The sequence below is a fragment of the Pelagimonas varians genome, assembly GCF_003208435.1.
GTDB classification, from domain to species: Bacteria; Pseudomonadota; Alphaproteobacteria; order Rhodobacterales; family Rhodobacteraceae; genus Pelagimonas; species Pelagimonas varians.
On record NZ_QKMF01000035.1, the window covers coordinates 1 to 18,557 of the forward strand.

The 18,557-nt window shown below is 50.0% G+C and carries 18 protein-coding genes; 13 read left to right on the forward strand and 5 right to left on the reverse strand.

Translation table 11 applies throughout. The annotated features are described in order from the left end of the window. Both C8N36_RS23295 and C8N36_RS23300 read left to right on the forward strand, forming a co-directional pair. Positions 1-1,729, forward strand: a 1,729-nt coding sequence (locus tag C8N36_RS23295) for a VCBS domain-containing protein (RefSeq protein WP_146227701.1), incomplete at its 5' end; no start/stop codon positions are given. 822 nt (positions 1,730-2,551) lie between these two features. Continuing rightward, positions 2,552-2,731: a hypothetical protein gene (locus tag C8N36_RS23300; protein ID WP_097807018.1), complete on the forward strand. Its 180-nt coding sequence runs from the start codon at positions 2,552-2,554 to the stop codon at positions 2,729-2,731. 42 nt (positions 2,732-2,773) lie between these two features. On the opposite strand, the gene C8N36_RS23305 is transcribed toward C8N36_RS23300, so the two are convergent. Next, on the reverse strand, positions 2,774-3,193 hold the full coding sequence (locus tag C8N36_RS23305) for a DUF3010 family protein (RefSeq protein WP_097807019.1): 420 nt from the start codon (positions 3,191-3,193) through the stop codon (positions 2,774-2,776). A 141-nt stretch (positions 3,194-3,334) separates the two neighbouring features. Here C8N36_RS23305 and C8N36_RS23310 point away from each other — a divergent pair, with 141 nt between their 5' ends. After that, positions 3,335-3,649 (forward strand): putative quinol monooxygenase, encoded by a 315-nt coding sequence (locus tag C8N36_RS23310; protein WP_097807020.1) that lies wholly within the window; start codon positions 3,335-3,337, stop codon positions 3,647-3,649. Positions 3,650-3,662: 13 nt separating this feature from the next. Here C8N36_RS23310 and C8N36_RS23315 read toward each other — a convergent pair whose 3' ends face one another. Then, complete coding sequence (locus tag C8N36_RS23315; protein WP_097807021.1) at positions 3,663-4,418, reverse strand: globin family protein; 756 nt, start codon at positions 4,416-4,418, stop codon at positions 3,663-3,665. Between the two features lie 509 nt (positions 4,419-4,927). Between C8N36_RS23315 and C8N36_RS23325 the strand changes: the two genes are divergently transcribed. Next, a complete protein-coding gene (locus C8N36_RS23325; protein ID WP_170125980.1) occupies positions 4,928-6,016 on the forward strand; it encodes an ankyrin repeat domain-containing protein in 1,089 nt (362 codons plus the stop codon). A 210-nt stretch (positions 6,017-6,226) separates the two neighbouring features. After that, entirely contained in the window at positions 6,227-6,574 is a 348-nt protein-coding gene (locus C8N36_RS23330; RefSeq protein ID WP_097807024.1) for a DUF3768 domain-containing protein, read from the forward strand. A gap of 370 nt (positions 6,575-6,944) precedes the next feature. Here C8N36_RS23330 and C8N36_RS23335 read toward each other — a convergent pair whose 3' ends face one another. Next, on the reverse strand, positions 6,945-7,505 hold the full coding sequence (locus tag C8N36_RS23335) for a hypothetical protein (protein ID WP_097807025.1): 561 nt from the start codon (positions 7,503-7,505) through the stop codon (positions 6,945-6,947). Positions 7,506-7,619: 114 nt separating this feature from the next. Between C8N36_RS23335 and C8N36_RS23340 the strand changes: the two genes are divergently transcribed. The 5 genes from C8N36_RS23340 to C8N36_RS23360 all read left to right on the forward strand — a co-directional run bounded on the left by C8N36_RS23340 (position 7,620) and on the right by C8N36_RS23360 (position 13,368). Then, on the forward strand, positions 7,620-8,348 hold the full coding sequence (locus C8N36_RS23340) for a hypothetical protein (RefSeq protein WP_097807026.1): 729 nt from the start codon (positions 7,620-7,622) through the stop codon (positions 8,346-8,348). 163 nt (positions 8,349-8,511) lie between these two features. Then, on the forward strand, positions 8,512-8,664 hold the full coding sequence (locus C8N36_RS24320; protein WP_170125981.1) for a hypothetical protein: 153 nt from the start codon (positions 8,512-8,514) through the stop codon (positions 8,662-8,664). A gap of 961 nt (positions 8,665-9,625) precedes the next feature. Continuing rightward, positions 9,626-11,272 (forward strand): hypothetical protein, encoded by a 1,647-nt coding sequence (locus tag C8N36_RS23350; RefSeq protein WP_097807028.1) that lies wholly within the window; start codon positions 9,626-9,628, stop codon positions 11,270-11,272. Between the two features lie 108 nt (positions 11,273-11,380). After that, positions 11,381-11,830, forward strand: coding sequence for a DUF6641 family protein (locus C8N36_RS23355; protein ID WP_141468274.1), 450 nt, complete (start codon positions 11,381-11,383; stop codon positions 11,828-11,830). Positions 11,831-12,054: 224 nt separating this feature from the next. Then, complete coding sequence (locus C8N36_RS23360; RefSeq protein ID WP_097807030.1) at positions 12,055-13,368, forward strand: tyrosine-type recombinase/integrase; 1,314 nt, start codon at positions 12,055-12,057, stop codon at positions 13,366-13,368. A 61-nt stretch (positions 13,369-13,429) separates the two neighbouring features. Here the strand turns inward: C8N36_RS23360 and C8N36_RS23365 are convergent, their stop codons facing one another. Further along, on the reverse strand, positions 13,430-13,792 hold the full coding sequence (locus C8N36_RS23365) for a hypothetical protein (RefSeq protein ID WP_097807031.1): 363 nt from the start codon (positions 13,790-13,792) through the stop codon (positions 13,430-13,432). 1,659 nt (positions 13,793-15,451) lie between these two features. Here C8N36_RS23365 and C8N36_RS23375 point away from each other — a divergent pair. The 3 genes from C8N36_RS23375 (at position 15,452) to C8N36_RS23385 (ending at position 18,032) form a co-directional block, all read left to right on the forward strand. After that, a complete protein-coding gene (locus tag C8N36_RS23375; RefSeq protein WP_097807033.1) occupies positions 15,452-16,117 on the forward strand; it encodes a response regulator transcription factor in 666 nt (221 codons plus the stop codon). Positions 16,118-16,155: 38 nt separating this feature from the next. Next, entirely contained in the window at positions 16,156-16,455 is a 300-nt protein-coding gene (locus C8N36_RS23380; protein WP_097807034.1) for a hypothetical protein, read from the forward strand. A 1,025-nt stretch (positions 16,456-17,480) separates the two neighbouring features. After that, positions 17,481-18,032, forward strand: coding sequence for a rhomboid family intramembrane serine protease (locus tag C8N36_RS23385; protein WP_245911048.1), 552 nt, complete (start codon positions 17,481-17,483; stop codon positions 18,030-18,032). A 251-nt stretch (positions 18,033-18,283) separates the two neighbouring features. On the opposite strand, the gene C8N36_RS24940 is transcribed toward C8N36_RS23385, so the two are convergent. Next, positions 18,284-18,475, reverse strand: a complete 192-nt coding sequence (locus tag C8N36_RS24940; RefSeq protein ID WP_097807036.1) for a helix-turn-helix domain-containing protein — start codon at positions 18,473-18,475, stop codon at positions 18,284-18,286. Positions 18,476-18,557: the final 82 nt, after the last annotated feature.

Sequence of the window (18,557 nt, forward strand, 5' to 3'; positions counted from 1 at the left end):
TACGACGAATGTGAGTCTGGCGAGCGTTCAGGCAGAGCTCATTCGGTTTGCAACACCTCTGGATTTATCCGGTGGTATCGGAGACACAGGCGATACAGACCAATCGCTTGTCTGGAGGGTCGAGGGATTGCAGCAAGCCGAGCTTTCGGCGGGCACCCACAATCCTGACGGGTCCTGGACCGTGACGCAGTCTGAAGCGCAGGGGCTTCAGATACTTCATTCCGAACAGCAGCACGTTCAAATCACGTCAATTACGACTGATGCAGGTACGGGTGAGATGGCTCAAAGTGCTCCGCTTCAGATGACGGTTGATCCAGCGGGTGCGAAATACTCTGTCATCACTGGCACACCGATTATCCGCACAGACGAGGATCATGCTGCCCCTGTGACGGGCGACCTTGATGTCGATAGCAACATGGCGGTTGTACCTACCTTTGTTGCCGGGACCCAGCACACTCAGTATGGCACGTTCCAGATTGATACTGATGGTCATTGGAGCTTCACAGTTGACACGGCGAAGGCTCAGGGCCTGAGTCAAAGTGGCTCTCAGGAGCACTTGACTGTGACGACGACGGATGGATCGTCGCTCGACATGACAGTTGATATCGCAGGGGATAACGATCCGGGCGTGATGACCAACACGACTGGGTCTGGTGTGCAGGGACCAGCCAGCGTTGTAGGTGGAAAGCTGGTTGTGACCGATGTCGACACGACGGGTGGCTACATGTTCCTGGCTGGATCCAAATTTACAGGCAACGTTCAGGGCCAATTTGGCACCTTGGATATGGATCAGAACACCGGCGAGTGGACTTACACTGTCGACCCAACACTTGCGGCACAGATTCCAGCGGGCCAAACTGCTGAAGAAACTTTCTCCACACTGTCGTTGTCATCAAGTGAACGCACGCGACTCAGTCTGACCCTGCATGTTGCAGTGGACAGTTCTGGACAGGCGAAAGTTCTGCAGGCGGTGACGGCCTCACCCGCTGCACCGGCTCCGGCACCATCAGCGGACGAGCCTGACTTGACGGATACCTCTAGCTTTGCCGTTACATTGGAACCTGCGGTCGATGGACACGATCACGACAATCCGTTGCTGCGATCGGACATGGACGACCCGGCCGCACTACAGCCTCGGGGTCCTGTCGATGCTGCTCCTGCCATGGCCAGTCAGCACGATGCGCCAGAGCAGGTAACTCCAAAGGATCATGAGGAGTCCGGACACCAGGATGGGGATACCAATTTGGGTCACGACGCCAATGCGCCAAGAGCCGAACAAGGCGTAACAGACACTGCTGAACACGCTGTAAATATCGAGGAGCACAGCCCACATCTGGAAATCGAAGAAAACAGCGCCAACGCCCCCGGTGTTCACGAAGGCACGGGCCCTGAGGCTCTCGACGAGCGTCTGGGCGAAAGTGTCCACTCTCCCCACGACAGCGACTTGTTGAACCCCTATCTTGACGCGATTGGGGCGAACCAGCAGTCCGACACTGCGACCCCCTCACAAGATTACGATCACGCTAACCCTTACATTACTGCTCTTGGGGTCGATGCATCCATGTCGACTGACGCCCCTGTGGTGGATCCGACTACGCTGGATGATCCGGTAAATGCAGAAGTTCCTAACTCGGACGCAGCGAGCGATCACGCGGAGGCCGACCTTCCACCGGATGACCCAATTGTTCCATTGCCGGAAGATGACGACCCCTCGACCAACTTGGGATAGGTAGAAGCCATCTAGTGAAGGCTGAGGAAAGTTGTCTCATCCGCCACTCAATAGAAGTTGAAATGCGCCAATAACGCTCTCTTATCTAACTGCACTATAGGGAACCAAAAGTGCAAACCTCATAAAACGAACGGGGGCCTGTTTCTAGAATGCTGAAGAAGGTTATCTATGGCATTAATCTTGATCGCAGCTTAGCGGCCGCTTGAAAGGACGTTTCGACATCTTGACCCAGTGCCTCCACCGACTGCGAAGTGCACCTCACTTCAATGTTCACTGTGCCACTGCTGTTCAGGCAATCGCCCCCAGCTGCTCAGAGACGGCAAGCTTGTTCTGTACGATAAATACAGAATCCTTTTACGTTGCAGCAACATAAATGCACCTCACATCTACTGGCAAAGCTGGATGGATTGAAAATCCTCGTGTCGGTGGTTCGATTCCGCCCCCGGGCACCACTTTTACAGAGCAATAACAGTGGTTTATCACTTTTCTGCAATGCAGTAAAATACTGTGCTAAGCACAAATTTGCTAGCACACACCTAGCACAGCCTAAAAAACGTGAGCTAGCACAGCACGTTGTGAGCATAGCGCCGCGCACCTAGCACAGTTCTAACACAGTCGGTTACCAACGCTCCTTGCCGTGCTTATGGTACTTCAAGTGTTATCCTGTGGCTTTAAGCCTTTGGAACTGTTGACGGAAATTTGAATTTTTCACGGTTTGCTGTCAACTGCTGGAAATTCACCGATCTTTTGTGACTTGGTCGTCGATAATTGGCAGTCATGCTTTATGGTAGCTCCAACGTAATGATAAGGTAGACAACTCAAATGGCCGAAAACTACGAGCGCCACCGCCAAGCTTGGACTACTGAGGAAATTCAGAAGCTGCATTTGTTGGTCAACAAGGGGATGAGCTTAAAGGCCGTTGCCAAGGCTCTTACCCGTTCCGAAGAATCCACCAAGAGCAGGGCCAAACAAGATAAATTGAAAATTCAAAAATTGCGCTGAACCATTTGCGCGGCCCCATGCCGATGAATCGATCTCCAAAGATCACCCTTTTGTCAAAGCGTAAGCGCCAGCAAGAAATGCGTTCTTCAGGTAAACCAGCAGCTTCTCGGGATAGGCTTCGATTTCTTTCTTCGCGAAATTCGAGAGCGCTACGGGGTTAACGAACCTCGTGTCACACCCATCGACGAGTTGGATCAGCGTTTCGATTTTGAAGGAGACCGCTCCACCAGCCATCTTGCCTTTCCTTGCCCGCGTTTTAATAATGAAAGTATCGATTTGGTGTTCGCGAGAAAACTCGTGAAGAGCGGCTTGAAAGGATCTCAGGTCTGCCTCGGACGTGTCATCGGCGAGTTCTATGCGTGTGGTCTTCAATCGAAGCATCTCAACCGCGCCTTCGTCATTCAATTGAACCACGGCAAGTCGTACTTCCTGAGCCGAAATTTCACATCCACAAGCTCTCATTATTTGCTCCTTTAGGTGAAAGGACTGTTACGATTTTCAACCGATTTCTCGACGGGCATTGCGCCTCTGCTCATTTGTTGCACTTAGGTATACCCGCGGCTAGCGTTGGGGAACTCCATTTCCAACGACAGGAAACTTATCATGTCTACAGTCCACGTGCTCGCGATCATTACCACAAAACCAGGCCGGCGCGATGCTGTGCTAGAATTATTTAATGCCAATGTCCCTGCTGTGCTAGCTGAAGACGGTTGTATCGCATACGAAGCCACAATCGACACTGAAAACGCAGGTCCGATGCAGACCGAATTTGGCTCTGATACTTTTGTGGTTGTCGAAAAATGGGCGAGTATGGCTGCTTTAGGTGCCCATGCGAATTCGGACCATATGAAAGCTTACGGAGCCAGCACCAAAGACATGCTGGCAGACAGAGCAATCCATATTCTGTCGCCTGTTTGAAGGGCGCTGATGATTACATCATCAGCGCCTTGTTCACTTTCGCTGCTTTGCCCTCATACTGTGAGACATCTACTCCGCGATCTGCCAGTGCTGCACTGAGTTCATCCTCGCTCAACGCGGCAATGGCTTGCTCCGTCATCTTCATGAAGTTGATCTTCCGTTTGTACGCAGAGTTCGTTTCGCCAAAGAAGCTGCGGTTCTCAAACTGGAAGTCTTCCGCATATTTGCCCATGAAGAACGACAAGAACGTATTGATACTGGTTCGCACACGCGGATCATTCGTCATCACTTGCGATGATGCATCCAGGGTCTCCAACATCAACCTGGACCACAGACCCGCACCTTTGTCGTTCATCAATGCCATCGCATTGTGAGTGTGATGAAAGTTCAGACGAAATTCTGCACCGTGATAATACGGCCCACCTCCCATCACATCTATCCACATGCTGGCTTGCGTATTGATGTGATGATTGATGCCACCGACACGTTCGAAGACGGATTTGAACCAATCATCCTGCTCAAACACCTTGCGATAGAAGCTTTGGACGATCTTCACGATTGGGTCCTGGCCAAGCACAGAATACAGTTGCCAAAACTGGATCGGCTTTGAAGTATCGCTGGGCGCGGTCAACGACAGGATGTCAGCCATCCGATGCGCATCCTTTGGCAGAATTCCTTTGGTCATAGCTGAAGTGATGTAATCCCGCTGGGTATTCTCTGTCATGTAGCCGGTTCGTGTTGGAAACTTGGGAAGGTCAACATGTTCCATAATGTGGTCTCGACGGGTGTCTTGCCCTCTTTGATGGTGGATTGGATTGAACTGAAAACCATCTTCAGTTCCGGGTTGAGTACCTATGTTCGCGCCAACGAGCTTTCAACCCGTGCAGGGTCGACGGCAAATTGCTCGTCAAGATCAATGATTTTCCCCGCGGAAGTTTTCGCAAAAAGTTTTGTCACGAAAGTTTTGGGACGTTCTTGCGCTGGGTGAGCGCTGATTGAAAAGTTGATTAAATCAACTTTGCAGGTGTTGCGGACCTTCGCTGCGCGATGTTTGAACTGGTAGGATGCGGACAAAGCTACCTTTCGCCAACATGAAGATGGCGTCCGCTTTGAGTATATCAATGGTTGTTCGGACAGTCGCCGTTTGCTACCAAGGGTGTGCGTTTGGAGGCGCATCCAGCCTGCGGAAAGGACAGAAGTCCACTCCTGTCGATAAAAGTCAGATGAACTGACCTTAGGCGAATGATGCAGGAATCCCGCCACGAAAAGGAAAGTTCCATGCCGACCAAATGGCTCCCGGATTATGCCAATCTTGACCACCTGAAGTATCAGGCAAAAGACCTGTTGCGAGATTTTCGCTCCGGGCAAAAGTCAGCATATCAGAGGATACGAGAATTCCACCCGAGGTTCTTGAATATTCCAGATTCTGAAATGCAAGCCGCCACCTTCAGTTTGAGTGATGCACAGCTCGCGATGGCCCGAGAGTACGGCTATGCTAGCTGGCCACGCCTGAAAACCGTTCTCGCCGAGAAACACCATGAAGAACTACAGCTGACGCACAACGACCGCCTCCCCGATGGCCCCTTCAAACAAGCGTTGGATTTTATGGATGATGGTGACGAGACGCGATTGTTAGAGCATCTTGAGCAAAGCCCAATGCTTATCCATGAGACTGCAAATTTTGAGGGCGGTAACTATTTCTCCAACCCCACACTTTTGGAGTTTTTGCCAGAGAACCCGTTCCGACACGAAAGCATGCCAAAGAATGCGGTCAAGATTGCTGAAATTCTATTGGAGGCAGGTGCCAAGACCAATCGACGGGCTATTGACGAAACATTGGTTCTTGCTGCTTCGGGCCGGATATGCCGCGAGTGCGGCATGCAGGCCGATCTCATCAAGCTGCTTTGCCGCTATGGAGCTGATCCCTCCGCAGCCATGCACACGGCTTTGGCCCATCTTGAATTTGCAGCAACCCAAGTGCTGCTTGAATGTGGCGCTCCGTTGACCCTTACGACTGCTGCGACGCTTGGCGACGTGGGCGCGGTGGAAAGTCTGATCTTAAATGCGCCTGACGCTGAGCTGCAATTGGCCTTGGCCCTTTCTGCCAATGCTGGGCGTTCGGGAATTGTCACAAAGCTGCTTAAAGCGGGTGCTGATCCCGATCAGTATAATCCACCCGGTGGCCATAGCCATTGCACACCGCTCCACTCTGCCGTGGCAAGCGATCAGCGTGCCGCAGTTGTCGCCTTAGTCGAGGGAGGGGCGGACCTGAGCATTAAGGATATTCATCACGGAATGACCGCGCTTGAGTGGGCTGTTTATATGAAACGAGAAGCAATTGTGGACGTTCTGAGGTCTCCGTTGTGAGCTCTACGATGCCGCCCAATTGTCTAAGCAAAAAGGTTCATTGATAGCCACAAAGCGGTCACTTGTACAGAACGCCGCATCGGTCAAAGTGGGCTCTGCACCGACCTTAGCTGCGCCGCGCTCGAACGTCCGCTGGCGTTAAATCACTCTTCAGTCGCTCTCCCCACCAATCCGCCATAACGCAGTCGGGCCCACTCGAAGAGGTCCCCAATGGTGTCACCGACGGTTCAGCAGATTGCCCAGCAGAACGACCAGTTCCGACAGGGCGATCCGAACATCCCCGGGATCAGGGTCATCACCGCTGGCTTGGATCACCTACTGAAACAGCTGGATATTCAACCGCAACAGCTGGCCCAGAAAATCTCTGATTTCGATGATTTCACCGAACAAAATGACCCACATGGTGAACATGATTTCGGTACGTTTGGATTCCACGGGCACAGACTGTTTTGGAAGCTGGACCTCTACAACCCAGATTATTCAATGGGTTCTGATGATCCATCCGACCTCGGCAAAACGTGCCGTGTGCTGACGATCATGTTGGCGGAGGAATACTAATGGTGGAGCCAGAGCAGATGCCAAAACCCTGCTGTTCCAACTGTGGGAGCGCCGATATTCTTCGAGATGCATATGCGTGTTGGGACGTTGATACCCAGCAATGGGTGCTCCACAGCTGTTATGATGACTACCGACGTGAAACCTGTGATGCCCAATCCAAACATGTGGGTTTCTCCGTTCGGTGATTATTTTCCCAGGAAAGTTCTTTTGAGTTCTTCCGTGGTGAAAGTTTCTCCGGGTAGTCAGCAGTGTTGACATGTTAGGTCACGAATGAATCTATACCGCGTTGAAATCATGCGACTATTTTCGCGAAAACTTGATTAAATTAACTTTTCTCCAGGCAACGAAAGCCCGTTTTCTGGATCAGCCATCAAAAACCAAAGGCATCTTTCAGATCCAACAGCTGTTCGCCAACCTCATCTGGGTATCCCCAGCCCATTTGACCATCAATCCGTTGGAACTCGGTTTCCAGCAAGGGAATGAATTCTTGGGCCAGTTTGGTGTCGCCCTGTTTGATCAACAGCTTGTTGAACTGGTCCACCATACTGCACATGCTGTTGTAGAAGGGTTCATCGATGTCGCCGAATTCCAGGGTGAAATCGTTGCCGCAACGCACATAATGAAGCATCAACTTGAGCAGCCCATGCGTGTCGCCGATGGCTTTGCGGTACTCGCTGATCGCCTTGCGGCCCTCGGACAACCGAACATCCTGCTTCCAAGGTTCCTTTGGGCAAACAGCGGCCAGGATACGCCGCTTGTAGGGTTCCAGCGCGTTGTCATTGTTGGCACCGCCCAACAAACGCGCGTGGAGGAAATCTGCGTTCGTCCTGTTCAGCGCATATAGATCCTGCACAAGGCTCAGCAGCCTTTTTTGGTCCCAGTAAGCGATTTCAGTTTTTACGGTTTTCCAAGTTGGTTTGGTTGAACTCATTGGACAGGTTCCCCGATATTTTGCCGTATTGACTAACCAAGGCTGAACCAAGATGCCAGCGGTGGAGCAACCCAACCCTTGACGATCAAATCTGCGCCACGATATGTCAGTGCTATGTATGGAATTCGAACACTTCACGCTGATGATCCTGTTTTGGATAGCTCACCTTTGGTACGTGCGTTGGACTTCCTGGCTGCGAAATTTGACGAGTTTCCCAATGGGATACCGTTGACCAAATCATTGGCTTTCAAACGAGACCTGGTTGCTGAAGCCATCGCTGAAATCCAATGGCCTGATTGGACCGAACAACAGATTTACCACGGTTACATGCGGATCAAAGTGGCGGATGAACAGCATTTCGAACCATTTTGGCGGCTGCATCAACACTTGTTGGACCTAAGATTGGTGCGCCACTACAAAGGCAAACTGCTGCTGAGTAAAACCGGCAAGACCCTGTTTGCGAACCGTTTTGCGAGGTTTGATCGATTGGCCCAGTATGTGCTGTTCGAGGATCCGCATCGGCTGTTCATGCGGCAAGAACATGGGGTGTTTGGGAGCTGGGATGTTTGGCTCAATGTGATGGACATCGAAACCACCCATGGGGCCACAGGCAAACACATCACGGATACTTTCTATGGCGTGGAAGATGAGCCCAACGAGTTCGATCCCCGTACCAGCAGATTGCATAGCAGTGTTTTGGAGCCGCTGATTTATTGCGGCCTGCTTGATGAAAACCGCGACAGCGGGCGGAAGCTGGTGGAGCGTGTTTATAGCAAAACCCAGCTTTGGCAGAGCTACCTGCAGCTGGATGAAAAGCCGGCCATGTTGCGCGTTGTCCATTGAAACTGTGCGTGGATTACTTGATTAAATCAAGTTTCCTTGTCACTATGGCTGGTATCAAGTCGAATTTAGTCAAACCATTTCAATCACCTGCGCAATCACAAAACAGTCGCTCTCCCAGGGGGATCGCCATAACTGAGAATGGCCTTAACCCAGGGAGATATCGATGAAGACTTATGAAGCCACTGTGAGACTGCCAGACGGGAAGACCACCAAAATCCAAGTGAGTGCTACAAATTCCATTGCAGCGGTGCGCCAGCTAGAAGGCCAATTCGGTAAAGGGGCTGTGCTCAACAGCTACGCGCGTGAAGTTCGCTGAGTCGACTTGCTCAGACACGCGGGAGTTCAAAATAACCTGGGTTCATCTGGTGTTTTTGGCCTCCGGTTGCCTCTGCCAAGTAGCCCACTGGGCAACTATGCCGTCATAACCGCTGCGCTTGGGGGATCAAAAGGGGCATCATTTGGGTTTGATCCCGCAGTCCACTTGGACGTGATATCTATGTTCGTTTGTTGGTTTCCTTTCACTTCAAACATGGGCTTTTCCCAACAGATCATAAAGTGAAACAAAAAAACCGAGAATGCTCCTGCCGATGGCGCAAGCCAATGGCAAAGGGCATCCGTTGGTTTTTAAAACCGCTGATGCAGGTCTGCTGTAGGCAGGTCTGCGGCAGGTGTTGCCTGCAGTCGAATGGGTTTTGACATGGAAGCGCATCAGCTGTTTTGCGCCATAGCTCCCTTTAGATTTCGGTCTATATCTGGTGTTGACCTGCATGCTCAAATGGATCCAACAAATACCTATTGCCCATGATTCATTGCGAGGGGCACATATGACGCTGCGCCAGCGGCTCACCTCATATGTAGTCCAAACTTTCGACTTCGCGCCAGCTTGCGTCTGCGCAAGGCTAGCGCAAAACCTCAGTTTGTTTTTTCAAGCTCCGCTTTTGATTGCCCTGTGCCAATCCAGGTGCAAGTAAAAACACCTTTAAGTAAGTAATATAGTTGCACCGTAGGTGCCAAGTCCAACGAGCATGACGGCAAATTGCACCACTCAGATCCCTGCTTTCGCCGCTACAGACCCAAACCCAATCCAACTGCGAGCATAAATAGTTGTGAGCGCCAAAACGTTCACTCCAACTGATCCGCATTCCACCGGACATTGGTATTTGTCATTGGGGCATCTCTTCGGGGTTGCCCCAAACCATATGCCGTAAGTTTAATTCATCGATTTACTGCCGCCCACCTTCATAAATAACTGCGACAAATACAGTTGGAGTAATTTAATGAAAGACACAAAAACCATTCACTCTGTTGATGCCCCGGCAGGTAGCGGAAAAACCTACCAAGCAATCCGATACGCATTGACCCAAGCACGCGTTCACAACCGCAAGGTCGTCATGGTGTTCAAATCGATCACCTTGTTGAAGCAGGCTCAACGGGACGCCGAAGTTGCCCAAACAAGCAAAAGGCAAAAGGTCCCAGTCACTGCGATCCATTCCAACAACCTGGAGGTTGTCTCATCCCACCACTCGGTATCCGCCGCGATAACCGAACACCTCAATGCAGCGAACCCAAAGGTTGGCGCAATCTTGATGATCACAGAGGCCGCTTTTTTTAACATCGCTCATTGGCCAAACCGAGGGATGTGGAGCTGTATTTTTGATGAGATCCCTGCAGTCTCCCCGGCGCATTTGTTGAACATTCCTGACAACCTCCAGCTACTAACGGACCATCTGAAGCTCGGCCCAAACAAAGAGGGATACAGCCAAGTGCTTGCCACGAAAGAGGGTAAGGCGACGCTTCTAAAGTATGCGGAAAACCCGACCCGAGACGAAATCAACGCGGTGCTATCCAAGTTGGCCCGTCACATTATCAGCCCGCATTTTGAAACCTACGTAAAAACTAAGGCATACGAACGGGTTTACTCAGGGAACGGCGAGCCTGGGGCGCGTCAAATCAATATGTTCTCACTGCTGCAGCCCAGTGTGTTTGGCTCAGGGGAAACGCGCGTGTACCAAGAACGGGCGGGGGCAAACGGAACAACGACAGACGCATTTGCTGAGATTATCCTCATGGGGGCTGCTTTTCAAAATAGTCTACTGGGCCTCATTTGGCCTCATCTTGACCTAAAAATTGAACCTCATAATGACATTGGCGAGGGGCTTCGCTACCACCGGCACGATTGTGGATCCCGACTACAAATTCAGTATCTGTTTGAAACAGATTGGTCCAAATCCTTCCGAAGAAAGAGCAGCACCTGCAACGCCGCGCCCCAGAATAACCTAGACTTACTTGTGGACGCAGTTGCCAAGACCTTTCAGGGTGAGGACTTTGTCTATCTCGTCAACAAAGATGTTGCAGACGAAGCCGCGTTGAAATTTGATCACGTCGGAGGGCAAAAACTGCCCAATGCACCTTGGGGGCTCAATACCTATCAGCATATTCATAACGCGGGGATTTTGTCGGCATTGAACCCGACCCCCGCCCACGTTGGGTTCTTCACGTATATGGGGCTTGATGGTAATGCAGTCCGTGAAGCTCTTTACCACAGCCAAGTTTATCAAGCGATTATGCGTACCAGCCTAAGAGATCCAAAATCCAAGCAGCAGGTTCGCGTTGTTCTACCGGACCGCAAATGCGCAGAGGCCATCGCAAATATGTTTCCCGGCAGCAGTGCCAGAAAAATGTATCCAAACTTGGTGGAAGCTAAGGCGACCTATTCCGGGCGGCCCAAGCTCAAGAAAACCAAACCCGCGGCAGAGTCACAAAAAGAAGCGCGGCAAAGAAACCGCCTCATGGACAATGAAATCAAGCGTATCCGAGCTGGTGGTACCGTTGATCAAGACTTGTTGGAAACATTGAGGCGCGAATGTCGTTCCGACAACAAAAAACTGATCCTGTTAAAGTCACTGACCGTTCACAGTTCCTGAGTGACGAGCCCCCTGCCCCGCTAGAAAGGACAGTGGTCACAATCCAGTCGCTCTTCCTATCAGGTGGCATTAACTGATCTTGGCATGTTCCCAAAGAAGGCCCATGCCATGTCCCACTTATCCAAGCTTGCATTGTCCAAGACATCGCAAAAAGAACCCGTTTCACCAATTGCCCGGAAGAGATTGAACCTGCTGCGCAAGCTAGAGGTCCAAATCGATGCTGCTGAAGCTGAACTCAGGGACGAAGAGTTTCTCGAAGACATCCGAAAATGGGTGCGCGGAGAAGATGGTGAGCGGCGGCAGATTACCGAACAACGCAAGGTTCGCAAATGGTGGTGGCAACATCACACCGGCGCTTGGATGATCACGCTTCGCGATGGCGCAAAAGAATTGCCACTGGGCGAAGGCCAAGCGTCGATTGAAGTCGGAGAAATGGCCAATCTGGTCGATACTTTGGAGACCATAAAATCTGCAGTTCTTGCAGGCGAGATTGATCCTGCGTTGCAAGCGATGGTCAAAACAAAGCCAAAGACGCCCGCTGGCAAGTCAAAAATCTGAACCAATTGCATGGCGCTGTGAAAGCCGCTGGCTCGCGCCAGCGGCTTTCCTATTGTGCCTTTGGCACGGCTTGGGCGCGAAGTTGGAAAGGGCAAACTTCCTTGCGCTGGATTGCAGCGTTGCTCTCCTAACCATCTGGAACCCCACAAGAACCACGACTTGAACTCGTACTGATGACGCGGTGGCTTTAAGCCCAAGGCAACATCAACAACAGGCAAGAAAAAATGGAAGCGGTTTCAGAAGGCTATACACTCTATAAACGCCCACCAAACGGGCGTTACTACGCAAGGTATTCGATCAAGGGCCAAGGGCAGCAGCGGGTGTCTTTGGGCACCGCAGACCCCCTTGAAGCAGAGCGGCGCGCACAGTCCAAGTGGATTAAAGCCTGCGCATTCGCTGAAGTTGGGCTCTCTGTGAACAAAAAGCAATTTGGGAAGATCGCCGAGGAGTTCATCGCGGGCATCGAACTAGCGGTGCAACGCGGTGAGAAAGCTGAGTACCACGCCAAGCAGTATCCAACCATCATACGTCGGTATTTTGTCGAAAATTTCCGATCCAAGCTGATGAGCGCGATCAAAGCAGATGATATCGACAAATACTGGGAGTGGCGTAAAGAGTTCTGGATCACAGGCCCTGGATCAAAGAACCCGATGATCCAATATGATCGCGTGATCAAAGGCGTCACAACCAAGATTTTCCGACCCGTAAAGGAAGGCTACCCATCGAAATCAACCCTGCATAAGGAAAGCCTACTGTTGCGCCAGCTGTTTGAGTTTGGGCAACGCCGTGGCTATGTCACTGAAATCCCAGATATCAATGTGCCCAAGGACAAACGGCGCAAAGATAACAGCAGGCCCGGTTTTACGATGGAAGAGTTCATGCATCTGAAATCCGTGTCCGAACAAAGGGTGCGAGAATATGAGTTCACTGATGATGATCCAAGCGGCAAGACCCAGAAGACTTACCAAGATCGGCTGCGGCTCCACTGTTTTTGCATGATTGCAGCGTTCACTGGAATGCGGCCAACCGAACTGTTCAATCTCAGCTGGGGCGATATTGAAGCCCGCAAGATCCAAGTTGAAAATGGCGAGTTCTGCGATGTCACCGTGATTCAAGCCCGTGGCAAAGGCAAAGAACGAGAACTTGCTGCGATGCCGGAAACGCTTACATTTTTCAACTTATTGAAATCACTGTTCTACGTGGCAAATGACGAAATGCCAGGGGATGATGATCCCGTGTTCTTCAACCACGAAGGCAAACGTATCCGCAGTTTCAAAATTGGCTTAGCCAAGCTGTTGATCGCTGCGGATCTACGTGTTGCGCGGAACGGCAAACTTAGAGACAGCTTCAGCTTCCGCCATTTCTACATCACCCAACAAATCCGCGAAGGTGTTGGGCATCATCTGCTGGGTCGCAACGTTGGCACATCAAGCAAGATGATCGATGCCTATTACAGCAAAATCAGACCCACGGATGAAATCGCCCAGTTGATTCCTGATTGGAGCAACAAGCGGTTGCTGCAATACCGACGGAAGTAATTCTGCCCTCGCGGCGGTAAGTCGACGGGATAACTGGCACACCCTACTGCGATCTTCCCAATCACAGCTTGCCGTCAGCACAGTCCCATTGATCAGCGACCACTTGCAGTTCCAATTTGACCGCAATGTCTTGAGACAACTGCTCGAGCTCTTCATAGGCTTGGTTGAGGGCCATCGCATAAGGCTGCCCATAATGCGGATTGGCAAAAAGCCGGTCAGTGATCAACATCGTTGTATCCAGCAGGGCTTTCATCACCTTTAGCGATGGCCTCCTCCCGCGTGCCATCATGCTGGAATAATAATTTGGTCTTTGCCCCAAAACGCATTGCGAAAACGCCCCCTCTGAGTTCGCCAAGTTGTTGCGGCGATAGGTGTAGAATGCGTCCTGCAATAGGTTTGGTTTTGTGATTTCTGCGTATCTCATGGTTGTGCCCCTTTCGACTAATACGGCAGCTGCGCGGGCGCTGCTTGCACAAATATTTATCGTAGGCAGGAGATTTGGCCGGGCGACCCTAGGCCAAGTTTGAACGGGACAAGCAACGATTTGAAGACGGTGCATCCCGTATTCGGGGGTCGTGCGAATTAACGCAAGTATGACCGAAGCAATGCTTCAGCCACACTCGACACCAAGGGCAGATTGCGGTCTTTAGCTGCGGTTGCACATGCTTCGGGCAAGATCGGTGGAACCGGCCATTCGAAGCTCAATTGCTCTGGACATCAATGCTGCGCTGGACGCCAAGGTCAGCAGTGCGCAGATAACGGAGTTTGCAAATTGTAGCCTCCGGCCCAGAGGGGGCAAGCCAAAGATCAACCCGATCTCGGAACATAACCTTTTGCAACCTAAGGTTAGTAATGCGATCAAAAGTTCAGCCACCTACCCATCAGATTTATTTCAATTGCTCCAGAACATCGGTAATACCAATCTGTGTCATACAAGACGCCGCCTTAGTTGATCGCCGGACGAACAGAGACTTGCTAGCAAGTCTCTGTTCGTCCGTTTGGCAGAAGTATGCAGATACGCCGGCGTCGTCTTTGCGTGAACATATCCTGGATTGTTTGGTCGCCACCACTCTGTACCCCAAAGGCCCAAACAATCCAGGAAACTAGTATTTGATGGTAAGTTTTTTAGGCTGGAAAAGACAACTGAGGAACTAGAAGTGTCTGACATCAAAAATGACAGTTACGTGTTCGTAGCATCGCCAAGTTTCGGGTTTAGACGAAGTTTGGCGGATACGCTTCATGGTATGGGAAATCGATGCTTGACCTGTAGAAACTTGCGAAGTGTTTTGGCGTTTGAAAGTAGGGGCATCCAAATTAGCCATATCCTGGTGGATCTTGAGGCGTTCGGAGGCGCGTCCATCATTTTTGACGAACTTCGTGCAATTAGGAAGTCGCTGCCCGGTTCTGCATTCGTGTTAATTTCATCAGAGTTTGAATGTGACGAAATGGGTAATCATAGAGCATTCGTGACTGATGTGTCTTTGAGGGCTCCAGTTTCGAAGGAAACATTGGAATTTTCTCTCACTCAGGCAGTGATTAATCGCCGCCTTAGCGCCGGTTTTTATGACGACTTTCCCGCGAAATATGTTTCGCAATAGATGTTTATTTGGAGTTTGGCTGGTAAGCTTGATTGGAACACTACACAATGAGGTGTGATAAGTGAGTATTGTTTTTGAAGATAAGGAAAAAAATCCTGTTAGAATATTTAAATGTACAAATTGCGATCATCGCGTGAGATTTGGTGAAAATGTGTGTGGGTCTTGCTACGCAAAATCACCCATTTTAAACAATCGGTTACTTGTATTTTTATTTTTGATTATCTTAACATTTCTTCCTTTTGTAATTTTCACCAGCTTGATGATTTTCATATAAAATAAAAAAATGTACGAAATTTATCCTTTAAGTCAACCAGATTGTAATTGCGTATCGCACGGTGGAAATCAATCATTACGTAGGCCAATGTTACGATTTTGTTGTGATTGAAATTGCGTCAAATACCAAGGTCATTCAAAACTGAAAAGCCTCTGAAACTTAGGAAACAGATAGTCCGTCACTATGTGACCTCTGCAAAATAAGAAAGTATATGAAACACAGCAATAAATCCAAGGACACCAGAGGCAGTTTACAAGAATTAGGTGCCAAAATTTTAATAGCAGACGATCACGTGTTGTTAGGGGACGTATTGACCTTTTCTCTTGAAAATCTAGGATTTTCAGTAGGGTTTGTGACAAATTATAATGACGCTTTGAAGGAATTGAATTCAAATGCACCGCCCGACGTGCTACTCCTCGACAAAAACATGCCTGGAATGGCCGGAATATCTAGTGTAAAGCAGGCCGCTTTGACTAACAAAAACACGAAGGTTGTTCTGTTGTCATCCTCGCTACGATCGGAGTTCGTACTATCATGCTTGTCCGCAGGCGCTTGGGGATATATCTCCAAGTCCATGCCTATAAGTGACGTAGCTGACGCCCTGCTAAAAATCTTGAAAGGCAATTTATATTTGCCAGAGGAAATAATACAAGAATTGAATATCTCGGAACAAAAACCAGAATATGATTCACTTATTCTAAAAGAGATTCGTGTGCTGAGTTTTCTTGGAGAAGGGTGCTCCTACAAGTGTATTTCAGAAAATCTGGGAATTAACATTTCCGAGGTTAAGACAATTATTAGATCCACTTTACGCAAACTTTCTGCTAAAAATCGTATAGAAGCGGTATTGATTGCCAAAGAAATTGGCGTGATATAATTATTCATTACACTGATATAGGGGGCTCATATAAAAACATGCTTAACCAAAAAACTGCAGATATATCATATCAAAAAAACTCCTTCTCAGAAGACATACAGCAGCAGGTTCATGCTGCACTATTGGAATTCCTTTCAGCGTGGCATGTATCTCTAAAGGCCGACCCAAGTCTTTGCGAATTGGCTGATAGCCTCAAGCAAGCGGCCGCTGTTTCGGGAATGGTTCTGGATTTAGACGAAATTTCTTTTCAAAAGATGGAGCGATTTTTGGATGGATTTTCTGAAGATCAAGAGTTCATTTTCTATGAGACTGACCCAGTTCGAAGTTCTTCATCGTGACCCCAAAAGTTCGCATTATTCTTAAACGGTATCTCAAACGACCTCCCTTAATCTGGCACAAAATTTGTGATTTACCTTACTATTGCGAATATTTGCGTACTCGCAATTCTGGCTGGTTGCGGAAAAATTATGCGTGGTACAAGTTATAACATTGAAATTATTTCGCATCCGGGCGGAGCCGACTTAAGACTGTCGTCGGGGCATCGCTGCGTCTCGCCTTTCGTCATCAAGCTGGCTTGAAAGCAATCTGTGAAGATACCCTTCAAGTAAGCAGCTTGGGTTTAAAACCACGACAATTTCTGTTAGGCCAGAATTGGGAGCCAGCGGTGCAGGCACATTGCCTCCACTTGCCTTGATGGAGTCCGCAAACGAGGTTGCCTTCAGCTTAACGATCTTGGTGGACTGCAGGTAGTAGTTGTCCAACACCCCAGTTGTGGGCCTTGTTTCTAATATCCCACGGCACTTGAACCCGAAGCAATTCGGGCAGGTACTGGTGTTGGGTTTTCACCGCTCCTGTTCGAAAATATCAGGACATGAATATGAACACTCAAACAAAGATTAACCTGCTGATTTCCTTGATGATGGGGCTTTTCTTTTAAGGCTTCTTTACTTTCCTTGCATTTGGTTGGAGCAAATAATAGCTCACAACTTGGGCACAGGGTCTCGCTTTTGGTTTTCCGTTGGGCTTTGTGATCGCATACCTTGCCGGTGGCCCGCACAGTAACACCCCTCTGCGTTTGGTCGGTGGGCCAAAATAGCTGTGGACAAGAAACTCGGAGTGGCTTCGCGAGCCTTCTCTGAGCGTCACTTTGTCTCGTGTGCTTCCCTCTGACTGTCAATAATGCTGCACTATGTGTTGAACGGCAGGTTTAGTGAAGCCGCACCGCGGCGTTAGTCCTTCCAGCCAAAGGCAGCTCCGGGCCGATAGTGGCATACATTGCGCTGCAGTCGCTTTCAATTTCCCGAGTCATTTCCCACTCTTCCAGGCTGTGTTACCAAACCCAAAATGAGATTAGGGGTATGTGGTGGCTTTAGGACGCTTCTATTGGCTGGCAGCTTTGTTGGGTGTCATCTGGGCTGTCGAGCTGGTGAACTTGGTCACGGGCTACGTACTCAATGGATGGCTTGGATTGCTACCTCGCACTATCGGCGGCTTGGACGGGGTCCTTTTTATGCCGTTTCTCCATGGCTCATTCAGCCATGTCGCCGCCAATACATTCCCACTGATTGTTCTCGGAAGCCTCCTCGCGATCACCGCACAAAAGGTGGTTTTGATGGCGTCAGTTATCATCATTGTACTCGGCGGGCTCGGTGTTTGGGTGTTTGGCGCGACAGCGATCCATGTCGGAGCGTCAGGGTTGATATTTGGCTGGTTTGGTTTTCTTGTGGCGCGCGGGGCCGTTGAAAAACGTGCGATCCCGCTACTGGTCGCCGCAGGGGTTACGCTGTTTTATGGTGCGATGATTTGGGGTATTTTGCCCGGCCAACCTGGGATTAGCTGGGAATCCCACTTCTTTGGTTGTGCTGCGGGCATCTTTGCAGCCTTTGCTTTGCGCAATTCGGCCCACAGCTCATGACTTCGCCTGGCCACTATTTGCGTGGTTCCAATAGCGCGGTGGTATGTGGGTAGGTCTTTTGATTTTTTTTCACAACCAAGGAGCTGGACTAAGTCATCGCCAAAGTGTGTTTTAAAGCCAATCACGCGCCACCACTGCGGTTCTAATACCCTCCTTTTGACCCGAAAATGTTGGGGAATAAACAGAAGGCTAGTCTAAGGGGAACAAAAGGTTTTCCGTATTGACCGAGCTAACGGTTGCTATTGCCAACTCTAAACGGCATCGTGAAAGGCCAAGGCAAACTTGGTTCTGCTCTCAGCACCAGCTTTGCGTAAGACTGTGCGCACATGATTGCGCACAGTTTTCGGCTCGAGCTCGAGTTTCAGTGCGATCTCCTTGTCTGACAGGCCTTGCGCCAGCTGCTTTGCTACGCGCTGTTCTGCCTCACTGAGGCTTTGTTGCACAAATTGGGTTTAGGACGTTCTCCCCCTAACCCCAGACGGATTTAGGCTACGATCTCAGTGACAGGTATGCCAAGCTCGGTAT

Coding starts and splice junctions, on each gene's coding strand:
- C8N36_RS23300 (WP_097807018.1), top strand. CDS start 2,552: ATGGCCGAAAACTACGAGCGCCACCGCCAAGCTTGGACTACTGAGGAA.
- C8N36_RS23305 (WP_097807019.1), bottom strand. CDS start 3,193: ATGAGAGCTTGTGGATGTGAAATTTCGGCTCAGGAAGTACGACTTGCC.
- C8N36_RS23310 (WP_097807020.1), top strand. CDS start 3,335: ATGTCTACAGTCCACGTGCTCGCGATCATTACCACAAAACCAGGCCGG.
- C8N36_RS23315 (WP_097807021.1), bottom strand. CDS start 4,418: ATGGAACATGTTGACCTTCCCAAGTTTCCAACACGAACCGGCTACATG.
- C8N36_RS23325 (WP_170125980.1), top strand. CDS start 4,928: ATGCCGACCAAATGGCTCCCGGATTATGCCAATCTTGACCACCTGAAG.
- C8N36_RS23330 (WP_097807024.1), top strand. CDS start 6,227: ATGGTGTCACCGACGGTTCAGCAGATTGCCCAGCAGAACGACCAGTTC.
- C8N36_RS23335 (WP_097807025.1), bottom strand. CDS start 7,505: ATGAGTTCAACCAAACCAACTTGGAAAACCGTAAAAACTGAAATCGCT.
- C8N36_RS23340 (WP_097807026.1), top strand. CDS start 7,620: ATGTATGGAATTCGAACACTTCACGCTGATGATCCTGTTTTGGATAGC.
- C8N36_RS24320 (WP_170125981.1), top strand. CDS start 8,512: ATGAAGACTTATGAAGCCACTGTGAGACTGCCAGACGGGAAGACCACC.
- C8N36_RS23350 (WP_097807028.1), top strand. CDS start 9,626: ATGAAAGACACAAAAACCATTCACTCTGTTGATGCCCCGGCAGGTAGC.
- C8N36_RS23355 (WP_141468274.1), top strand. CDS start 11,381: ATGTCCCACTTATCCAAGCTTGCATTGTCCAAGACATCGCAAAAAGAA.
- C8N36_RS23360 (WP_097807030.1), top strand. CDS start 12,055: ATGGAAGCGGTTTCAGAAGGCTATACACTCTATAAACGCCCACCAAAC.
- C8N36_RS23365 (WP_097807031.1), bottom strand. CDS start 13,792: ATGAGATACGCAGAAATCACAAAACCAAACCTATTGCAGGACGCATTC.
- C8N36_RS23375 (WP_097807033.1), top strand. CDS start 15,452: ATGAAACACAGCAATAAATCCAAGGACACCAGAGGCAGTTTACAAGAA.
- C8N36_RS23380 (WP_097807034.1), top strand. CDS start 16,156: ATGCTTAACCAAAAAACTGCAGATATATCATATCAAAAAAACTCCTTC.